General features: G+C 68.7%; 11 protein-coding genes, 2 rRNA genes and 1 pseudogene (1 of these 14 only partly in view). 2 read left to right on the top strand and 12 right to left on the bottom strand.

Annotated features, from left to right (window positions below):
* Positions 1-33: 33 nt before the first annotated feature.
* The 4 genes from recN to OG878_RS30480 form a co-directional block, all read right to left on the bottom strand.
* The gene (recN, locus tag OG878_RS30495) at positions 34-1,779 is read right to left on the bottom strand and encodes a DNA repair protein RecN (RefSeq protein ID WP_328889744.1); all 1,746 of its coding nucleotides are present in this window, start codon (positions 1,777-1,779) and stop codon (positions 34-36) included.
* A 115-nt stretch (positions 1,780-1,894) separates the two neighbouring features.
* Positions 1,895-2,800, bottom strand: coding sequence for an NAD kinase (locus OG878_RS30490; RefSeq protein WP_328889743.1), 906 nt, complete (start codon positions 2,798-2,800; stop codon positions 1,895-1,897).
* Positions 2,797-3,612: a TlyA family RNA methyltransferase gene (locus OG878_RS30485; RefSeq protein WP_328889742.1), complete on the bottom strand. Its 816-nt coding sequence runs from the start codon at positions 3,610-3,612 to the stop codon at positions 2,797-2,799. Before OG878_RS30485 ends, OG878_RS30490 begins: the two co-directional genes overlap by 4 nt.
* Positions 3,613-3,619: 7 nt before the next feature.
* Complete coding sequence (locus tag OG878_RS30480) at positions 3,620-3,919, bottom strand: hypothetical protein (protein ID WP_328889741.1); 300 nt, start codon at positions 3,917-3,919, stop codon at positions 3,620-3,622.
* A gap of 42 nt (positions 3,920-3,961) precedes the next feature.
* On the opposite strand from OG878_RS30480, the gene OG878_RS30475 reads away from it, so the two are divergent.
* Positions 3,962-4,309: an SCP2 sterol-binding domain-containing protein gene (locus OG878_RS30475; RefSeq protein ID WP_328889740.1), complete on the top strand. Its 348-nt coding sequence runs from the start codon at positions 3,962-3,964 to the stop codon at positions 4,307-4,309.
* A gap of 183 nt (positions 4,310-4,492) precedes the next feature.
* Here OG878_RS30475 and OG878_RS30470 read toward each other — a convergent pair whose 3' ends face one another.
* From OG878_RS30470 to OG878_RS30455, 4 genes are all read right to left on the bottom strand, one after another.
* Positions 4,493-5,311 carry an ABC transporter ATP-binding protein gene (locus OG878_RS30470; protein ID WP_328889739.1) on the bottom strand — a complete coding sequence of 273 codons (819 nt, stop codon included), beginning with the start codon at positions 5,309-5,311 and terminating at the stop codon, positions 4,493-4,495.
* Between the two features lie 77 nt (positions 5,312-5,388).
* Positions 5,389-6,453: a FecCD family ABC transporter permease gene (locus OG878_RS30465; protein ID WP_328889738.1), complete on the bottom strand. Its 1,065-nt coding sequence runs from the start codon at positions 6,451-6,453 to the stop codon at positions 5,389-5,391.
* Positions 6,450-7,430, bottom strand: a complete 981-nt coding sequence (locus tag OG878_RS30460; RefSeq protein WP_328889737.1) for a FecCD family ABC transporter permease — start codon at positions 7,428-7,430, stop codon at positions 6,450-6,452. The genes OG878_RS30465 and OG878_RS30460 overlap by 4 nt, the downstream gene beginning before the upstream one ends.
* A gap of 233 nt (positions 7,431-7,663) precedes the next feature.
* Entirely contained in the window at positions 7,664-8,692 is a 1,029-nt protein-coding gene (locus OG878_RS30455) for an HAD hydrolase-like protein (RefSeq protein ID WP_328889736.1), read from the bottom strand.
* A gap of 73 nt (positions 8,693-8,765) precedes the next feature.
* Between OG878_RS30455 and OG878_RS30450 the strand changes: the two genes are divergently transcribed.
* Positions 8,766-10,043, top strand: a complete 1,278-nt coding sequence (locus tag OG878_RS30450; RefSeq protein ID WP_328889735.1) for a DUF1015 domain-containing protein — start codon at positions 8,766-8,768, stop codon at positions 10,041-10,043.
* 58 nt (positions 10,044-10,101) lie between these two features.
* Here the strand turns inward: OG878_RS30450 and OG878_RS30445 are convergent, their stop codons facing one another.
* From OG878_RS30445 to OG878_RS30430, 4 genes and pseudogenes are all read right to left on the bottom strand, one after another.
* Entirely contained in the window at positions 10,102-10,776 is a 675-nt protein-coding gene (locus OG878_RS30445) for a tetratricopeptide repeat protein (RefSeq protein WP_328891437.1), read from the bottom strand.
* 318 nt (positions 10,777-11,094) lie between these two features.
* A pseudogene (locus OG878_RS42360) lies at positions 11,095-11,730 on the bottom strand (tetratricopeptide repeat protein); the annotation flags it as partial.
* A 533-nt stretch (positions 11,731-12,263) separates the two neighbouring features.
* Positions 12,264-12,380 (bottom strand): 5S ribosomal RNA (gene rrf / locus OG878_RS30435).
* Between the two features lie 108 nt (positions 12,381-12,488).
* Positions 12,489-15,272: ribosomal RNA gene (locus tag OG878_RS30430) — 23S ribosomal RNA — on the bottom strand (it continues 341 nt past the right edge of the window).

Genomic DNA, 15,272 nt, shown 5'->3' with positions numbered 1-15,272 from the left:
GGGGCCCGGCGCTGCAGCAGGCCCGCGCCGTCCCTACCCGTCCGCCCGCGCCGCGGCCAGCAGCTCCTCCGCATGGGCCCGGGCCGTCTCCGAGTCCTCCTGGCCCGCGAGCATCCGGGACAGCTCCCGTACCCGGTCCTCGCCCTCCAGGACCGTGACACCACTGCTGGTCACCGATCCGTCGACCGTCTTCTCCACCAGCAGCTGCCGGTCGGCGAACGCCGCCACCTGCGGCAGGTGCGTGACGACGACGACCTGCGCGGACCTGGCCAGCTTCGCCAGCCGCCGGCCGACCTCGACGGCCGCCTTGCCGCCGACACCCGCGTCGACCTCGTCGAAGAGGTACGTGGGTACGGGGTCGGAGCCGGCGAAGACCACCTCGACGGCGAGCATCACCCGGGACAGCTCACCGCCCGAGGCGCCCTTGGCGATCGGCCGGGGCTGGGCGCCGGGGTGCGGGGCCAGCAGCAGTTCGACCTCATCGGCTCCGGACGGCCCGTAGACCACACTCCGCCCGCCGATGTCGATGCCGGACGCCTCGTCGGCCGCGTCGGTCTGCCGGATGTCGAAGGAGACCCGGGCGTGCGGCATGGCGAGCGAGGCCAGTTCCGCGGTCACCGCCTCGGCGAAGAGCGCCGCCGCCGCACTCCGCGCGTCGGTCAGAGCCTGCCCGAGCCCGGAGAGTTCGGCCCGCAACGCGTCCCGCTCGGCCGTCAGCTCGCCGATCCGGTCGTCGTCGCCCTCCAGCTCGGTGAGCCGGGCGGCCCCGTCCTCGGCCCAGGCAAGCACGGCGGCGATGTCCTCGCCGTACTTGCGGGTGAGCCCGGTGAGCGCGGCGCGCCGCTCCTCGACCGCGGCCAGCCGCAGCGGGTCGGCGTCCAGCTGGTCGGCGTATCCGGCGAGTTCCCCCGCCACGTCGGCGAGCAGGATGGAGATCTCACCGATCCGGTCGGCGAGTGCGGCGAGCGCCGGGTCGTGGGCGCGGACGGCGTCCAGCGACCGCCCGGCGGCCGCGACGACGGTCGTGGCGTCGACGTCCTCCTGGTCCTCCGGATTGCCCGCGAGCGCGGCGTGCGCGAGGGCGGCGGCGGAGGCGAGCGCTTCCGCGTGGCCGAGCCGTTCGGCTTCTGCGGCCAGGTCGGTGTCCTCGCCGGGGAGCGGTTCGACCGCGGCGATCTCGCCGAGCCCGAAACGCAGCAGATCCGCTTCCTGGGCACGCTCCCGGGCGCGCGTGGTCAGCTCGTCGAGCTCCGTGACCACGGTCCGCAGCCGCCGGTACGCCGCCGCGTACTTGGCGTGCGGCACGGCGACGCCGTCGCCCGCGTACCGGTCCAGGGCCTGCCGCTGCCGGGCGGGCTTGAGCAGGCCCTGCTGGTCGGTCTGGCCGTGCACGGCGACGAGCTCGTCCGCAAGTTCGGCGAGCACACCCACCGGCACGGATCTGCCGCCGAGATGGGCACGTGAGCGTCCCTCGGCGGAAACGGTACGGCTGATCAGCAGCGCTCCGTCGTCCAGCTCGGCGCCGGCCTCCTCCGCCCGTACGGCAGCCGCGTCACCGGCGGACACCGTGATCCGCCCCTCGACGACGGCAGCCTTGGCGCCGATCCGCACCAGCGCGGGGTCGGCGCGCCCGCCGAGCAGCAGTCCCAGGCTGGTGACGACCATGGTCTTGCCCGCACCGGTCTCACCCGTCACCGCGGTGAAACCCGGTGACAGCTCCACCACCGCGTCGTCGATGACCCCGAGCGACCGTATCCGCATCTCCTCCAACACGGACACGACCTTACGAGGTCCGGGCCCCGGTGTGCGACGGGCCCCGGCCGCGAATTCACTCTCCCGTGCGCGGCACGGCCACGAGCCGGCGTCCCGGCGCGCTCGCCGGCCCCCACCGCGGTCAGTGCGGCGCGCCCCGCCACCCCGACACCGGCAGCGCGAACTTCGCCACCAGCCGGTCCGTGAACGAGGCATGGTGCAGCCGGGCCAGCCGCACGGGCACCGCCCCGCGCCGCACCTCGACCCGTGCACCGGCCGGCAGTTCCACCGTCCTGCGCCCGTCGCACCACAGCACACCGTGCGGCGTGTGCGGCTGGACCTCGACGGCGAGCACCGAGGTCGGCGACGTCACGAGCGGCTTGGCGAACAGGGCATGGGCGCTGATCGGGACCATCAGCAGCGCCTCGACCTCCGGCCAGACGACCGGTCCGCCGGCCGAGAAGGCGTACGCCGTCGAGCCGGTCGGCGTCGCACAGACGATCCCGTCACAGCCGAAGCCGGTGACCGGCCGGCCGTCGATCTCCAGGACGACCTCGAGCATCCGCTCGGGCGACACCTTCTGCACGGCCGCTTCGTTGAGCGCCCAGTCGGTGTGGACGACGTCGCCGTTGCTGTGCACGAGGACATCGATCGTCATGCGCTCCTCGACCGCGTACGCGCGGGTGACGACCCGGTCGACCACCTTGTCCAGGTCGTCGCGCTCGGCCTCGGCGAGGAAGCCGACCCGGCCGAGGTTGACGCCGAGCATCGGCACCCCGGAGGCACGGGAGATCTCGGCGCCGCGCAGCAGCGTCCCGTCCCCGCCGAGCACGACCAGCAGCTCACAGCCGTCCACGGCCCCGGGCGTGGCGTCCTCCACCGTCTCCACGGACGGCGGGAGCGGCAGATCGGCGGCCTCCGCGGCAAGAACCCGTACACCGAGTCCGCTGCGCAGCAGCCCCTGCACGACGAGTTCCGCGCTGCGGATCGCGGCCGGCCGGCCGGTGTGTGCCAAAAGAAAGACAGTTCGTGCCGCATTCGTCGTCAACGAGGCCCCTCCGCCACTGCACGGTCGACATCCGCGGGATCCAGCTCAGGTGCTCCGGCCCGCAGCCACAGAAAATACTCGACGTTGCCGGACGGCCCGGGCAGCGGGCTCGCGGTCACCCCGCGCACTCCCAGCCCCAGCGCCCAGGCCCGGCGCGCCACCTCCCGTACCGCTTCGGCCCGCAGCTCCGGGCTGCGCACCACACCACCGCTGCCGAGCCGCTCCTTGCCGACCTCGAACTGCGGCTTGACCATCAGGACCAGGTCCGCGTCGGGGGCGGCGCAGCGCGCCAGAGCGGGCAGCACGAGACCCAGCGGGATGAACGACAGATCGCCGACCACCAGGTCCACCGCCTTCCCGTCGATCTCCTCCAGGGTCAGTTCCCGCACGTTGGTACGGTCCTTGACGGTGACGCGTTCATCGGACTGCAGTGACCAGGCGAGTTGCCCGTAGCCGACGTCGACGGCGAGGACATGGCCGGCTCCGGCCCGCAGCAGTACGTCGGTGAAGCCTCCAGTCGACGCTCCTGCGTCCAGCGCCCGCCGCCCCTCGACCTTCAGCCCGAGGGGTACGAAGGCGGCGAGGGCGCCCGCGAGCTTGTGACCGCCGCGTGAGACGTACTCGGGGTCGCTGTCGTCCTTGATGACGACGACCGCGGCGCTGGTCTCGACCTGGGTGGCGGGTTTGGTCGCGGTGTTGCCGCCGACGGTCACCCGCCCCGCGGCGATCAGCTGGCTCGCGTGCTCGCGCGAGCGGGCGAGATTACGGCGTACCAGCTCGGCGTCGAGGCGGCGACGTGCCACTCCTGCCACGTTCGGTTCAGCTCCTGTTGTTGTACGAGGGCATCGGTGCGGGTACCGGTGCGGGTGCGGGCCGGGTGTCCAGCGCGGTCAGCGCATCGCGCAGCCCGCGGTGTACATCCTCGTACACCTCGATGTGCCCGTCCGCCGGGAGGTGGTCCGCATCGGCCAGCCGCTCCAGGCGGGCGTCCACCTCGGCGTTCCCGGTGGGGGTGCGCGCGACGCCGAGGGGTGCGGGCGCGGCGGGGTCGGGGGCGGGCGCGGACGTCCCCTCCTGCTCCCCGGGCACCGTCCCGGGCTCCGGCATCATGTCGCTCATGCGGAAACGCTACCGCGAAGGGCTGAGGTACCGTCGATCACGATGGCGACCATGGCGGAGTGCCGCAGCGCACTCGACAGACTTTCCGACAACCTCATGACGGCCGGGGGCGACGTGCGCAGCGCTGCTGCCCTGGACCGCTCGCTGAGCTGTCACATCAAGGACCTCGGGATCACCTTCACCGGCAGGCTCAGCGAGGGCCGGATCCAGGTACTGGACACGGTCCAGGGCCCGCCGGCGGACAAGGCCGAGATCCGTCTCGCCATGACCGGCGACGACCTGGTGGCCATGGTGAACGGCGAACTGAACTTCGCAAGGGCCTGGGGCTCGGGACGAGTGCGCCTGGAAGCGGGCTTCCGGGACCTGCTGCGCCTCAAAGCGCTGCTGTAACCACGGCCCTGGCGCTCGAGGGCACGTCACACCGACAGCAGCTCACAACCCCCGAATCAGCCCCCACGCCGAGCACACTCGAGTCCGTCGAGGGGGTTCCCCTGCCCTTGAGGCCGGGGGAGACCGAGGACGAAGCGTGCCCCCGGTGCCGCGCGACCCAACTCACGGCTACCCCGTCCCCGTTCAGGCACCCACCGAATCGGCCACCCGTGTACGGCGCGCGTCCCGCGCAGCCGGCACCACCAACGGCGTCCCCGTCTCCGGATCGTCGATCACCTGACACCGCAGCCCGAACACCCGCTCCACGAGCTCCGCCGTCACGACGTCCCCCGGCTCGCCCTCGGCAATGACCTGGCCCTCTCGCATCGCGATCAGATGCGTGGCGTAGCGCGCAGCGTGGTTCAGATCGTGCAGCACGGCGACCAGGGTGCGGCCCCGCGTCTCGTGCAGCTCCGCGCAGAGGTCGAGGACATCGATCTGGTGCTGGATGTCGAGGTACGTCGTCGGCTCGTCGAGCAGCAGCAGAGGCGTCTCCTGGGCGAGTGCCATCGCGATCCAGACACGCTGCCGCTGCCCACCGGACAATTCGTCGACATAGCGATCCGCAAGCTCGGAAACGCCGGTGGACGCCATCGACTCCTCGACAATGCGTTCGTCCTGCGGGGACCACTGGCGCAGCAGCCCCTGGTGCGGATACCTGCCGCGTGCGACAAGGTCGGCGACCGTGATGCCGTCCGGCGCGATCGAGGACTGCGGCAGCAGCCCCAGCGTCTTCGCCACCTTCTTCGCGGGCATCGCGTGGATCGACTGCCCGTCGAGCAGCACCTGCCCCCGGCTCGGCTTGAGCATCCGGGACAGCGCCCGCAACAGCGTGGACTTCCCACAGGCGTTGGGGCCGACGATCACGGTGAACGAGTTGTCGGGGATCTCGACCGAGAGGTTCTCCGCGATGACCCGCTGGTCGTAGCCGAGGGTCACCGAGTCCGCGGTGAGGCGCTGCATGGTCGTACTCCCGGAGTCGGTGGGAAGGGTCATCGATGTTCTGGCGTCATGGGGCGGATCCGCCGCCGGGCGGGTCCTCATATCCGCCCCGCCTTGCGCTCGGTGACCAGCAACCACAGCAGATAGCAGCCGCCGAGCACCCCGGTGACGATGCCGACCGGCAGCTGCCGGTCGCCGAAGGCGTCCAACGCGATCCAGTCGGCCACGAGCAGCAGCGCCGCGCCCATGAAGGCGGCCGCCAACAGGTTGGGCCCCGGCGAGCGAGTGAGCCGGCGGGCCAGTTGCGGGGCGCTCAGTGAGACGAAGGTGATGGGGCCCGCGGCGGCGGTGGCGACGGCGACGAGGAGCACGGAGCAGACCATGAGAACGAACCGGGTGCGTTCCACCCGTACACCCAGGGCGTACGCGGCGTCGTCACCCATCTCCATCATGCGAAGCGCCCGCCCGTGCCCGAGCACCAGCGGAACGAGCAGTCCGCACACCGCCAGCAGCGGCCAGACCTGCGCCCAGTCACGCCCGTCCAGCGAGCCGGTCATCCAGACGACGGCGCGGGTCGCGTCGACCAGGTTGGCCTTGGTGATCAGGTACTGGGCGGCGGCGGTGAGCATCGCGGCTGCGCCGATGCCGACGAGCACCAGCCGGTAGCCGTGCACGCCGCGCTTCCACGCCAGCAGATAGACGGCGATCCCGGTCACCAGCCCGCCGGCCACCGCACCGCCCGCGACCGCCGTGGCCCCGCCCTGGAAAAGGACGATCACCGTCAGGGCTCCGACCGTGGCGCCCTGGCCGAAGCCGAGCACATCGGGGCTGCCGAGCGGGTTGCGGGAGATGGTCTGGAACACGGCGCCGCCGATCCCGAGCGACGCTCCGACCAGCAGACCGACGAGGACCCGCGGGAGCCGCAGGTCGGTGACGATGAACTCCTGCTGGAAGGTGCCGTGCCCGAACAGCGTGCTCACGACCTCGCCGGGAGTCATCGAGTAGTCGCCGCTGCCGATGAGCACGACCCCGGCCACGGCCGCCACCGCGGCAAGCACCACGAGCACCACGGAAGCCCGGACGTCCACCCGGAGGGAGAAACCGCCGCCGGTCCGCACGGCCCGCACCGACCGAGCCGCCCCCGCACGCTTCAAAGCCTTCACAGCTGAGCCATCCTCTTGCGACGTACGAGATGGATGAAGACGGGCCCGCCGAGCAGCGCGGTCACGATGCCGACCTGCAGTTCGGCCGGCCGGGCGATCACCCGCCCCACCACGTCCGCGCCGAGCAGCAGCACCGGCGACAGCACAGCCGCGTACGGCAGGATCCACCGCAGGTCGGGCCCGGTGAGCGCGCGCACCAGGTGCGGGACCATCAGCCCGATGAAGACGATCGGCCCGCAGGCGGCGGTCGTCGCCCCGCACAGCAGGGTGACGGCGAGCATCGCGAGTGCGCGGGTGCGGACCAGGTGGGCGCCGAGTGCCCTGGCGGTGTCGTCGCCCATCTCCAGGGCGTTCAGCGGCCGGGCGATGAGCAGAGCGAGGACGACGCCGACGGCGATGAACGGCCACACCTTGCCGACCGTCTCCATGTTCGCCGAGGCCAGCGACCCGACCGTCCAGAACCGCAGCCGGTCGAGCGCCGCCGCGTCCAGCAGTTGCACGGCGTAGACGTAGCCGAACAGCGCGGCACTGGCCGCGGTCCCGGCCAGCGCGAGCCGGACCGGCGTCGCGGACCGGCTGCCGCCGAGGAAATACACCACCACCGACACGACCGCGGCGCCGAGGAACGCGAACCAGACGTACCCGGTCAGCGAGGTGACGCCGAGGAAGCTGATGGCGGACACGACGGCCGCCGAGGCACCCGCGTTGACCCCCAGCAGTCCGGGTTCGGCCAGCGGGTTGCGGGTCAGCGCCTGCATCACCGCACCGGCGAGGCCGAGCGCGCTGCCGACGATCAGCCCGAGCACGGTCCGCGGGATACGCATGTCTTGTATGAGGACATCGCCATGGGTCCCCGAGGCATGGAACAGGCCGTGCCAGACATCGGCGAGCGGCAGCGCCTTGGCGCCGATCGCGATGCTCGCGAGGCAGACCAGCGCCAACGCGAACACGGCAGCCACCAGCCCCACCGCGCGCATCGCGGGGCGCCCTGGGGACGCGGATTTCGCCGGCGCGGCTATCGGACCTGCGCTCGGCTCCGGCGGACTCTCAACCAACACGAGGTTAGGTTAGCCTACCCTCCAAAGTTACCGACCTGCCGGATCCCCCACGCACAACACAGCGCCGCTTACGCCCGATTCATCCCATGCGGATCCTCCCACCCGGCGAACTCCCGGACACGCCCGCCGAGTAGGGGATCCCGGACGCCGTCCTACAGCCCGAGCCTGGCGACCGCCTTCCCCGCATCCAGCCCACAGGCACCCTCGCCCGCGTACGACCAGGCAGCCCCGCACAGCGCCCGCAGCCCGTCGAGCACGTCTCCGTCGCCCTCCAGCACCAGCTCGTCGCCGCGCACCGCCGCCGTCCAGCCGCCGCAGCCGAACGCACCACCGGTCCCGGTCACCTCGGGCTGCCCGGTCAGCAGTCCCCGCAGGTCCGCATCGACATAGGTCGGCCGATGCCTGGGCTCGGCCGCCACCAGCTGCGCCGCGTCCGTCACCCCAGTGAGCACGAGGAGCGAATCCACGCCGCCGTTGAACGCACCCTCGATGTCCGTGTCCAGCCGGTCCCCCACCACCAGCGGCCGCTTCGCGCCGGTCCGAAGCACGGTCTCCCGGTGCATCGGAGGCAGCGGCTTCCCGGCGACCTGCGGCTCGGCACCGGTGGCGAGCCGCACGACCTCGACCGCCGCACCATTGCCCGGCGCGATCCCCCGCGCACTCGGAATCGTGAGATCGGTGTTGGACGCGAACCACGGCACCCCACGGGCAATCGCGTACGCAGCCTCCGCGAACCGTCCCCAGGTCATGTCGGGACCGCCGTACCCCTGTGCCACCGCCACCGGATCGTCGTCAGCCGACTCCACCGGCACCAGGCCGCGCTCGACCAGCGCAACCCTCAGCCCCTCTCCCCCGACCACGAGCACCCGCGCCCCGGCGGGCAGCTGATCCGCCATCAGCCGGGCCACCGCCTGAGACGAGGTGATCACATCGGCGGGCTCGGCCGGCACCCCGAGCTCGGTCAGATGCCCGGCGACCGCGGCCGGGGTGCGCAGCGCGTTGTTGGTCACGTACGCGAGATGCATCCCGCCGTGCCGCGCGGCAATCAGTGAGTCGACGGCATGGGCGATCGCAAGGCCACCCGCGTACACCACCCCGTCGAGATCGAGCAGAGCCGTGTCGTACGCCTCGCTCAGTGCGGTACTGCTCCCGCTCGGCCTGGTCCTGCTCGCCTGACTCATATTTTCTGCGCTCCTCATTGCATGCCGCTCCCCCGATCATCGCTCATCGCCGCAACGCACATACGATGCAGAAATGAACACACCAGGTCCCACTGGCCAGGGACTGCGCCTGATCCCGTTCCGTGGGCTGCGCTACGTCCCCGAGCGGGTAGGCAGCCTTGCCGCGGTGACCTCACCGCCGTATGACGTCGTCGTGCGCCCCGACGGGCTGCACCACCTGGAATCCGCGGACCCGTACAACATCGTCCGGCTGATACTGCCGCAGGCCGACACGGCCACCGCACGCAACGAGCAGGCCGCCGAGACCCTGAACCGGTGGCTCGCCGAGGGCATACTCGCTCCCGAGCCCGAGCCGGCCCTCTACGTCTACGAGCAGCGCAACGGGGAGATCCTGCAGCGCGGCATCGTCGGTGCGCTGGCGCTCTCCGCACCCGCCGACGGCATCGTCCTGCCGCACGAGGACGTGATGGCCCATGTCGTCGAGGACCGGGCGAACCTGATGCGGTCCACCGCCGCCCATCTCGAGCCGCTGCTGCTCACCTACCGCAGCGAGGGCCGTGCGACGGGTGTCACCGCCGTCATCGAACGGACCATCCACCGGCCGCCGCTGCTCGCCACCACCACGGAGGACGGCTACAGCCACCGGCTCTGGGCGGTCACCGACCCGGCCGACCGGTCCGAGATCGCATCCGATCTCGCCCGCCACCAGGCGCTCATCGCCGACGGTCACCACCGCTGGGCCACCTACCTCAGGCTCCAGCAGGAACACACCGCCCCCGGCCCCTGGGACTTCGGCCTGGTCCTCCTCGTCGACACGGCGCGCTACCCGCTCCGGGTCCGCGCCATCCACCGACTGCTGCACGGTCTCCCGGTCGCCGACGCACTGGCCGCACTGAACGGCGCCTTCCGCGTCCGGGACATCGAGGGACCGCTCCCCGCCGCCCTCGACGCCCTCGCCGGGGCGGCCGCCGAAGGCAACGCGTTCCTGCTCGCCGGCGACGGCCGTTTCCACCTCGTCGACCAACCCGACGAAGCGCTGCTGGCCCGCACGATTCCGGCCGACCGTCCACTCGCCTGGCGCACACTCGACGCGACGGTCCTGCACGCGACCCTTCTCGAGCACGTATGGCAGATCCCCGACACCCCGGAACGCATTGCGTACATACACGACACGGCGGCAGCCGTGGAACAGGCCGAGCGCAACGACGCCACCGCGGTCCTGATGCATCCGGTACGCGAAGAAGTCGTCCGGGAGCTGGCCCAACAGGGCGTCACCATGCCCCGCAAGTCGACGTCGTTCGGCCCCAAGCCTGCCACGGGCCTGGTCCTGCGCAGCCTCACTCTCGACTGAGGCCGGAGAACAAAAAGAGGGCGGCACCCCTGTCGGGATGCCGCCCTCTTCTCATGCCTTACGCCTGGTCCGCCGGACCTTCGCCGTCGACGTCACCTTCGGCAGCGTCGTCGTCGTCGAGAGCGTCGACGAACTCGACGCCGTCCAGCTCGGCGAGCCGGTCCGACGCATCGGTGGAGCCGTCCTTGTCGGCCTCGACGGTCTTCGCGAACCACTCGCGCGCCTCGTCCTCACGCCCTGCGGCCAGCAACGCATCCGCGTACGCATAGCGCAGTCGCGGCGTCCACGGGTGCACGGCGTTCGAGGCCAGCTCGGAGCTCTGCAGGGTGACGATGGCGGCATCGATCTGCCCCATGTCCCTACGGGCCCCTGCTGCCACGAGCCGCATCTCGACCTGTCCGGCCTTGTCCAGCTTCTGCACCTCGGGCTCGCCGGCCATGGCCATCGCCCGCTCGGGGCGCCCGAGCCCACGCTCGCAGTCGGCCATGACGGGCCACAGCTCCACGGAACCGGTCATCCGCTTCGCCGCCCGGAACTCGGCCAGGGCCTCCGAGTACTTCTGCGTCGCGTACGCGGCAAAACCGGCCGCCTCACGCACGGCAGCCACCCTCGAGGCCAGCCGCAGCGCGATACGCGAGTACGCATACGCCTGCTCGGGGTCCTCGTCGATGAGCCGGGCAACCATGACGAGGTTCCGGGCAACATCCTCGGCCAGGGTCTTCGGCAGGCTCAGCAGCTCCTGGCGCACGTCCTTGTCGATCTCGTCACCGGTGACGTCGTCGGGAATCGGAAGCCGCCTGATCGGCTCACGGTCCCGGTCGTCGCGCCGCTCGAAGCCACCACGGTCGTCCCGCCCGCGGTAGCCCCCGCGGTCACGGTCGTCCCGCTGCCCGCGGTATCCACCGCCGCCACGGCTGTCGTCGCGGCGGAAGCCGCCACCGCGGCTGTCGTCGTCGCGACGCGGCCCACGCGGCCGGTCCTCACGACGCTCGAAGCCACCACCGGGACGCCCACCGCGCTCGTCATCACGACGCGGGCCGCCGCGGTACCCACCACGGTCGTCGTCACGCCGCGGCGCACGATCATCACGGGGGAACCTGCCGGCACCGCCGCCACGGCTGTCGTCGCGGCGGAACCCGCCCCGGTCACCGCCACTCGAGGGCCGGCTGTCATCACGACGGAACCCACCACCGGCACCGCCGCCACGGCTGTCGTCACGGCGGAAGCCGCCACTGCGGCTGTCGTCGTCGCGACGGGGCCCACGCGGCCGGTCGTCACGGCGCTCGAAGCCACCACCGGGACGCCCACCACGGTCGTCATCACGACGCGGCGCACGATCATCCCGACGGAACCCACCACCGGAGCCACCGCCACGGCTGTCATCACGACGGAACCCACCACCGGAACCACCACGATCGTCGCGGCGGAACCCGCCGCCGGAACCGCCACCGCGGCTGTCGTCACGGCGGAACCCACCACCGGAGCCACCACGATCGTCGCGGCGGAACCCGCCCCGGTCACCGCCACTCGAGGGCCGGCTGTCATCACGACGGAACCCACCACCGGCACCGCCGCCACGGCTGTCGTCACGGCGGAAGCCGCCACTGCGGCTGTCGTCGTCGCGACGGGGCCCACGCGGCCGGTCGTCACGGCGCTCGAAGCCACCACCGGGACGCCCACCACGGTCGTCATCACGACGCGGCGCACGATCATCCCGACGGAACCCACCACCGGAGCCACCGCCACGGCTGTCATCACGACGGAACCCACCACCGGAACCACCACGATCGTCCCGGGGGAACCTGCCGCCGGAACCGCCACCGCGGCTGTCATCACGACGGAACCCACCACCGGAACCACCGCCACGGCTGTCGTCACGCCGCGGCCCGCGATCACGGTCGTCGCGACGGAAGCCACCACCGGCACCGCCGCTCGTCGGCCGGCCGTCGTCACGGCGGTTGCCACCACGGTCGTTGTCCCGACGCGGGCTTCCGGACCGGTCGTCACGACCACCCCGGAACCCGCCCCGGTCACCACCGTCCCGGCGATGCGGCTCGCGCTCCGAACGATCGTCGGGAGAGTTGGTGGACATGGGTGGAACTCCTGTCTTCGGGTACTACACACATTCTCGCGCAGTCGGCCACCCGACGCGCTTCGACAAAACAAAAAAGAACCCTTGGTCCCAGCATGAACGCTGGGACCAAGAGTCCTTGAAAGATTGTTCGGCGGCGTCCTACTCTCCCACAGGGTCCCCCCTGCAGTACCATCGGCGCTGAAAGGCTTAGCTTCCGGGTTCGAAATGTAACCGGGCGTTTCCCTAACGCAATGACCACCGAAACCCTATCGGGTTCTAGCGAACAAGCACACTTTTCAATTAAGTAGTGAAGCTGTTCAACCGGTGCGACTGTTCGCAACCCGGGAACAACACAGTGGACGCGAGCAACTGAGGACAAGCCCTCGGCCTATTAGTACCAGTCAGCTCCACCCGTTACCGGGCTTCCACATCTGGCCTATCAACCCAGTCGTCTACTGGGAGCCTTAACCCCTCAAAGGGGGTGGGAATACTCATCTCGAAGCAGGCTTCCCGCTTAGATGCTTTCAGCGGTTATCCTTTCCGAACGTAGCCAACCAGCCATGCCCTTGGCAGGACAACTGGCACACCAGAGGTTCGTCCGTCCCGGTCCTCTCGTACTAGGGACAGCCCTTCTCAATATTCCTACGCGCGCAGCGGATAGGGACCGAACTGTCTCACGACGTTCTAAACCCAGCTCGCGTACCGCTTTAATGGGCGAACAGCCCAACCCTTGGGACCGACTCCAGCCCCAGGATGCGACGAGCCGACATCGAGGTGCCAAACCATCCCGTCGATATGGACTCTTGGGGAAGATCAGCCTGTTATCCCCGGGGTACCTTTTATCCGTTGAGCGACAGCGCTTCCACAAGCCACTGCCGGATCACTAGTCCCGACTTTCGTCCCTGCTCGACCCGTCGGTCTCACAGTCAAGCTCCCTTGTGCACTTACACTCAACACCTGATTGCCAACCAGGCTGAGGGAACCTTTGGGCGCCTCCGTTACTCTTTAGGAGGCAACCGCCCCAGTTAAACTACCCATCAGACACTGTCCCTGATCCGGATCACGGACCCAGGTTAGACATCCAGCACGACCAGAGTGGTATTTCAACGGCGACTCCACAACCACTGGCGTGGCTGCTTCAAAGTCTCCCACCTATCCTACACAAGCCGAACCGAACACCAATATCAAACTGTAGTAAAGGTCCCGGGGTCTTTCCGTCCTGCTGCGCGAAACGAGCATCTTTACTCGTAGTGCAATTTCACCGGGCCTATGGTTGAGACAGTCGAGAAGTCGTTACGCCATTCGTGCAGGTCGGAACTTACCCGACAAGGAATTTCGCTACCTTAGGATGGTTATAGTTACCACCGCCGTTTACTGGCGCTTAAGTTCTCAGCTTCGCCGACCCGAAAGTCAGCTAACCGGTCCCCTTAACGTTCCAGCACCGGGCAGGCGTCAGTCCGTATACATCGCCTTACGGCTTCGCACGGACCTGTGTTTTTAGTAAACAGTCGCTTCTCGCTGGTCTCTGCGGCCACCCCCAGCTCATGGAGTAAATCCAATCACCAGTGATGGCCCCCCTTCTCCCGAAGTTACGGGGGCATTTTGCCGAGTTCCTTAACCATAGTTCACCCGAACGCCTCGGTATTCTCTACCTGACCACCTGAGTCGGTTTAGGGTACGGGCCGCCATGAAACTCGCTAGAGGCTTTTCTCGACAGCATAGGATCATCCACTTCGCCACAATCGGCTCGGCATCAGGTCTCAGACTCATGTGTGACGGATTTACCTACCACACGCCCTACACCCTTACCCCGGGACTACCACCGCCCGGGCTGGACTACCTTCCTGCGTCACCCCATCGCTTACCTAGTACAAGTCTGGTTCGTCGGCTCCACCACTACCCTCAACTCCGAAGAGATCGGGCCGGCTTCACGGACTTAGCATCGCCTGATTCAGTATTGGGCGTTTCAAAGCGGGTACCGGAATATCAACCGGTTGTCCATCGACTACGCCTGTCGGCCTCGCCTTAGGTCCCGACTTACCCTGGGCAGATCAGCTTGACCCAGGAACCCTTAGTCAATCGGCGCACACGTTTCTCACGTGTGTATCGCTACTCATGCCTGCATTCTCACTCGTGAACCGTCCACAACTCGCTTCCGCGGCTGCTTCACCCGGCACACGACGCTCCCCTACCCATCCCAGCAGGCGTTGGCCCTTAATGCTGGAATGACACGACTTCGGCGGTACGCTTGAGCCCCGCTACATTGTCGGCGCGGAATCACTTGACCAGTGAGCTATTACGCACTCTTTCAAGGGTGGCTGCTTCTAAGCCAACCTCCTGGTTGTCTCTGCGACTCCACATCCTTTCCCACTTAGCGTACGCTTAGGGGCCTTAGTCGATGCTCTGGGCTGTTTCCCTCTCGACCATGGAGCTTATCCCCCACAGTCTCACTGCCGTGCTCTCACTTACCGGCATTCGGAGTTTGGCTAAGGTCAGTAACCCGGTAGGGCCCATCGCCTATCCAGTGCTCTACCTCCGGCAAGAAACACACGACGCTGCACCTAAATGCATTTCGGGGAGAACCAGCTATCACGGAGTTTGATTGGCCTTTCACCCCTAACCACAGGTCATCCCCCAGGTTTTCAACCCTGGTGGGTTCGGTCCTCCACGAAGTCTTACCTCCGCTTCAACCTGCCCATGGCTAGATCACTCCGCTTCGGGTCTTGAGCGTGCTACTAAAACGCCCTATTCGGACTCGCTTTCGCTACGGCTTCCCCACACGGGTTAACCTCGCAACACACCGCAAACTCGCAGGCTCATTCTTCAAAAGGCACGCAGTCACGACGCACCGAGCAAGCTCGATGCGCGACGCTCCCACGGCTTGTAGGCACACGGTTTCAGGTACTATTTCACTCCGCTCCCGCGGTACTTTTCACCATTCCCTCACGGTACTATCCGCTATCGGTCACCAGGGAATATTTAGGCTTAGCGGGTGGTCCCGCCAGATTCACACGGGATTTCTCGGGCCCCGTGCTACTTGGGTGTCTCTCAAACGAGCCGTCAATGTTTCAGCTACGGGGGTCTTACCCTCTACGCCGGACCTTTCGCATGTCCTTCGCCTACATCAACGGTTTCTGACTCGTCTCACGGCCGGC

Source organism: Streptomyces sp. NBC_00316 (genome assembly GCF_036158715.1).
Lineage (GTDB): Bacteria > Actinomycetota > Actinomycetes > Streptomycetales > Streptomycetaceae > Streptomyces.
This window is presented reverse-complemented; position numbering and strand designations above follow the sequence as displayed.

Coding starts and splice junctions, on each gene's coding strand:
- OG878_RS30470 (WP_328889739.1), bottom strand. CDS start 5,311: ATGCAGCGCCTCACCGCGGACTCGGTGACCCTCGGCTACGACCAGCGG.
- OG878_RS30455 (WP_328889736.1), bottom strand. CDS start 8,692: ATGAGTCAGGCGAGCAGGACCAGGCCGAGCGGGAGCAGTACCGCACTG.
- OG878_RS30460 (WP_328889737.1), bottom strand. CDS start 7,430: ATGCGCGCGGTGGGGCTGGTGGCTGCCGTGTTCGCGTTGGCGCTGGTC.
- OG878_RS30480 (WP_328889741.1), bottom strand. CDS start 3,919: ATGAGCGACATGATGCCGGAGCCCGGGACGGTGCCCGGGGAGCAGGAG.
- OG878_RS30450 (WP_328889735.1), top strand. CDS start 8,766: ATGAACACACCAGGTCCCACTGGCCAGGGACTGCGCCTGATCCCGTTC.
- OG878_RS30475 (WP_328889740.1), top strand. CDS start 3,962: ATGGCGACCATGGCGGAGTGCCGCAGCGCACTCGACAGACTTTCCGAC.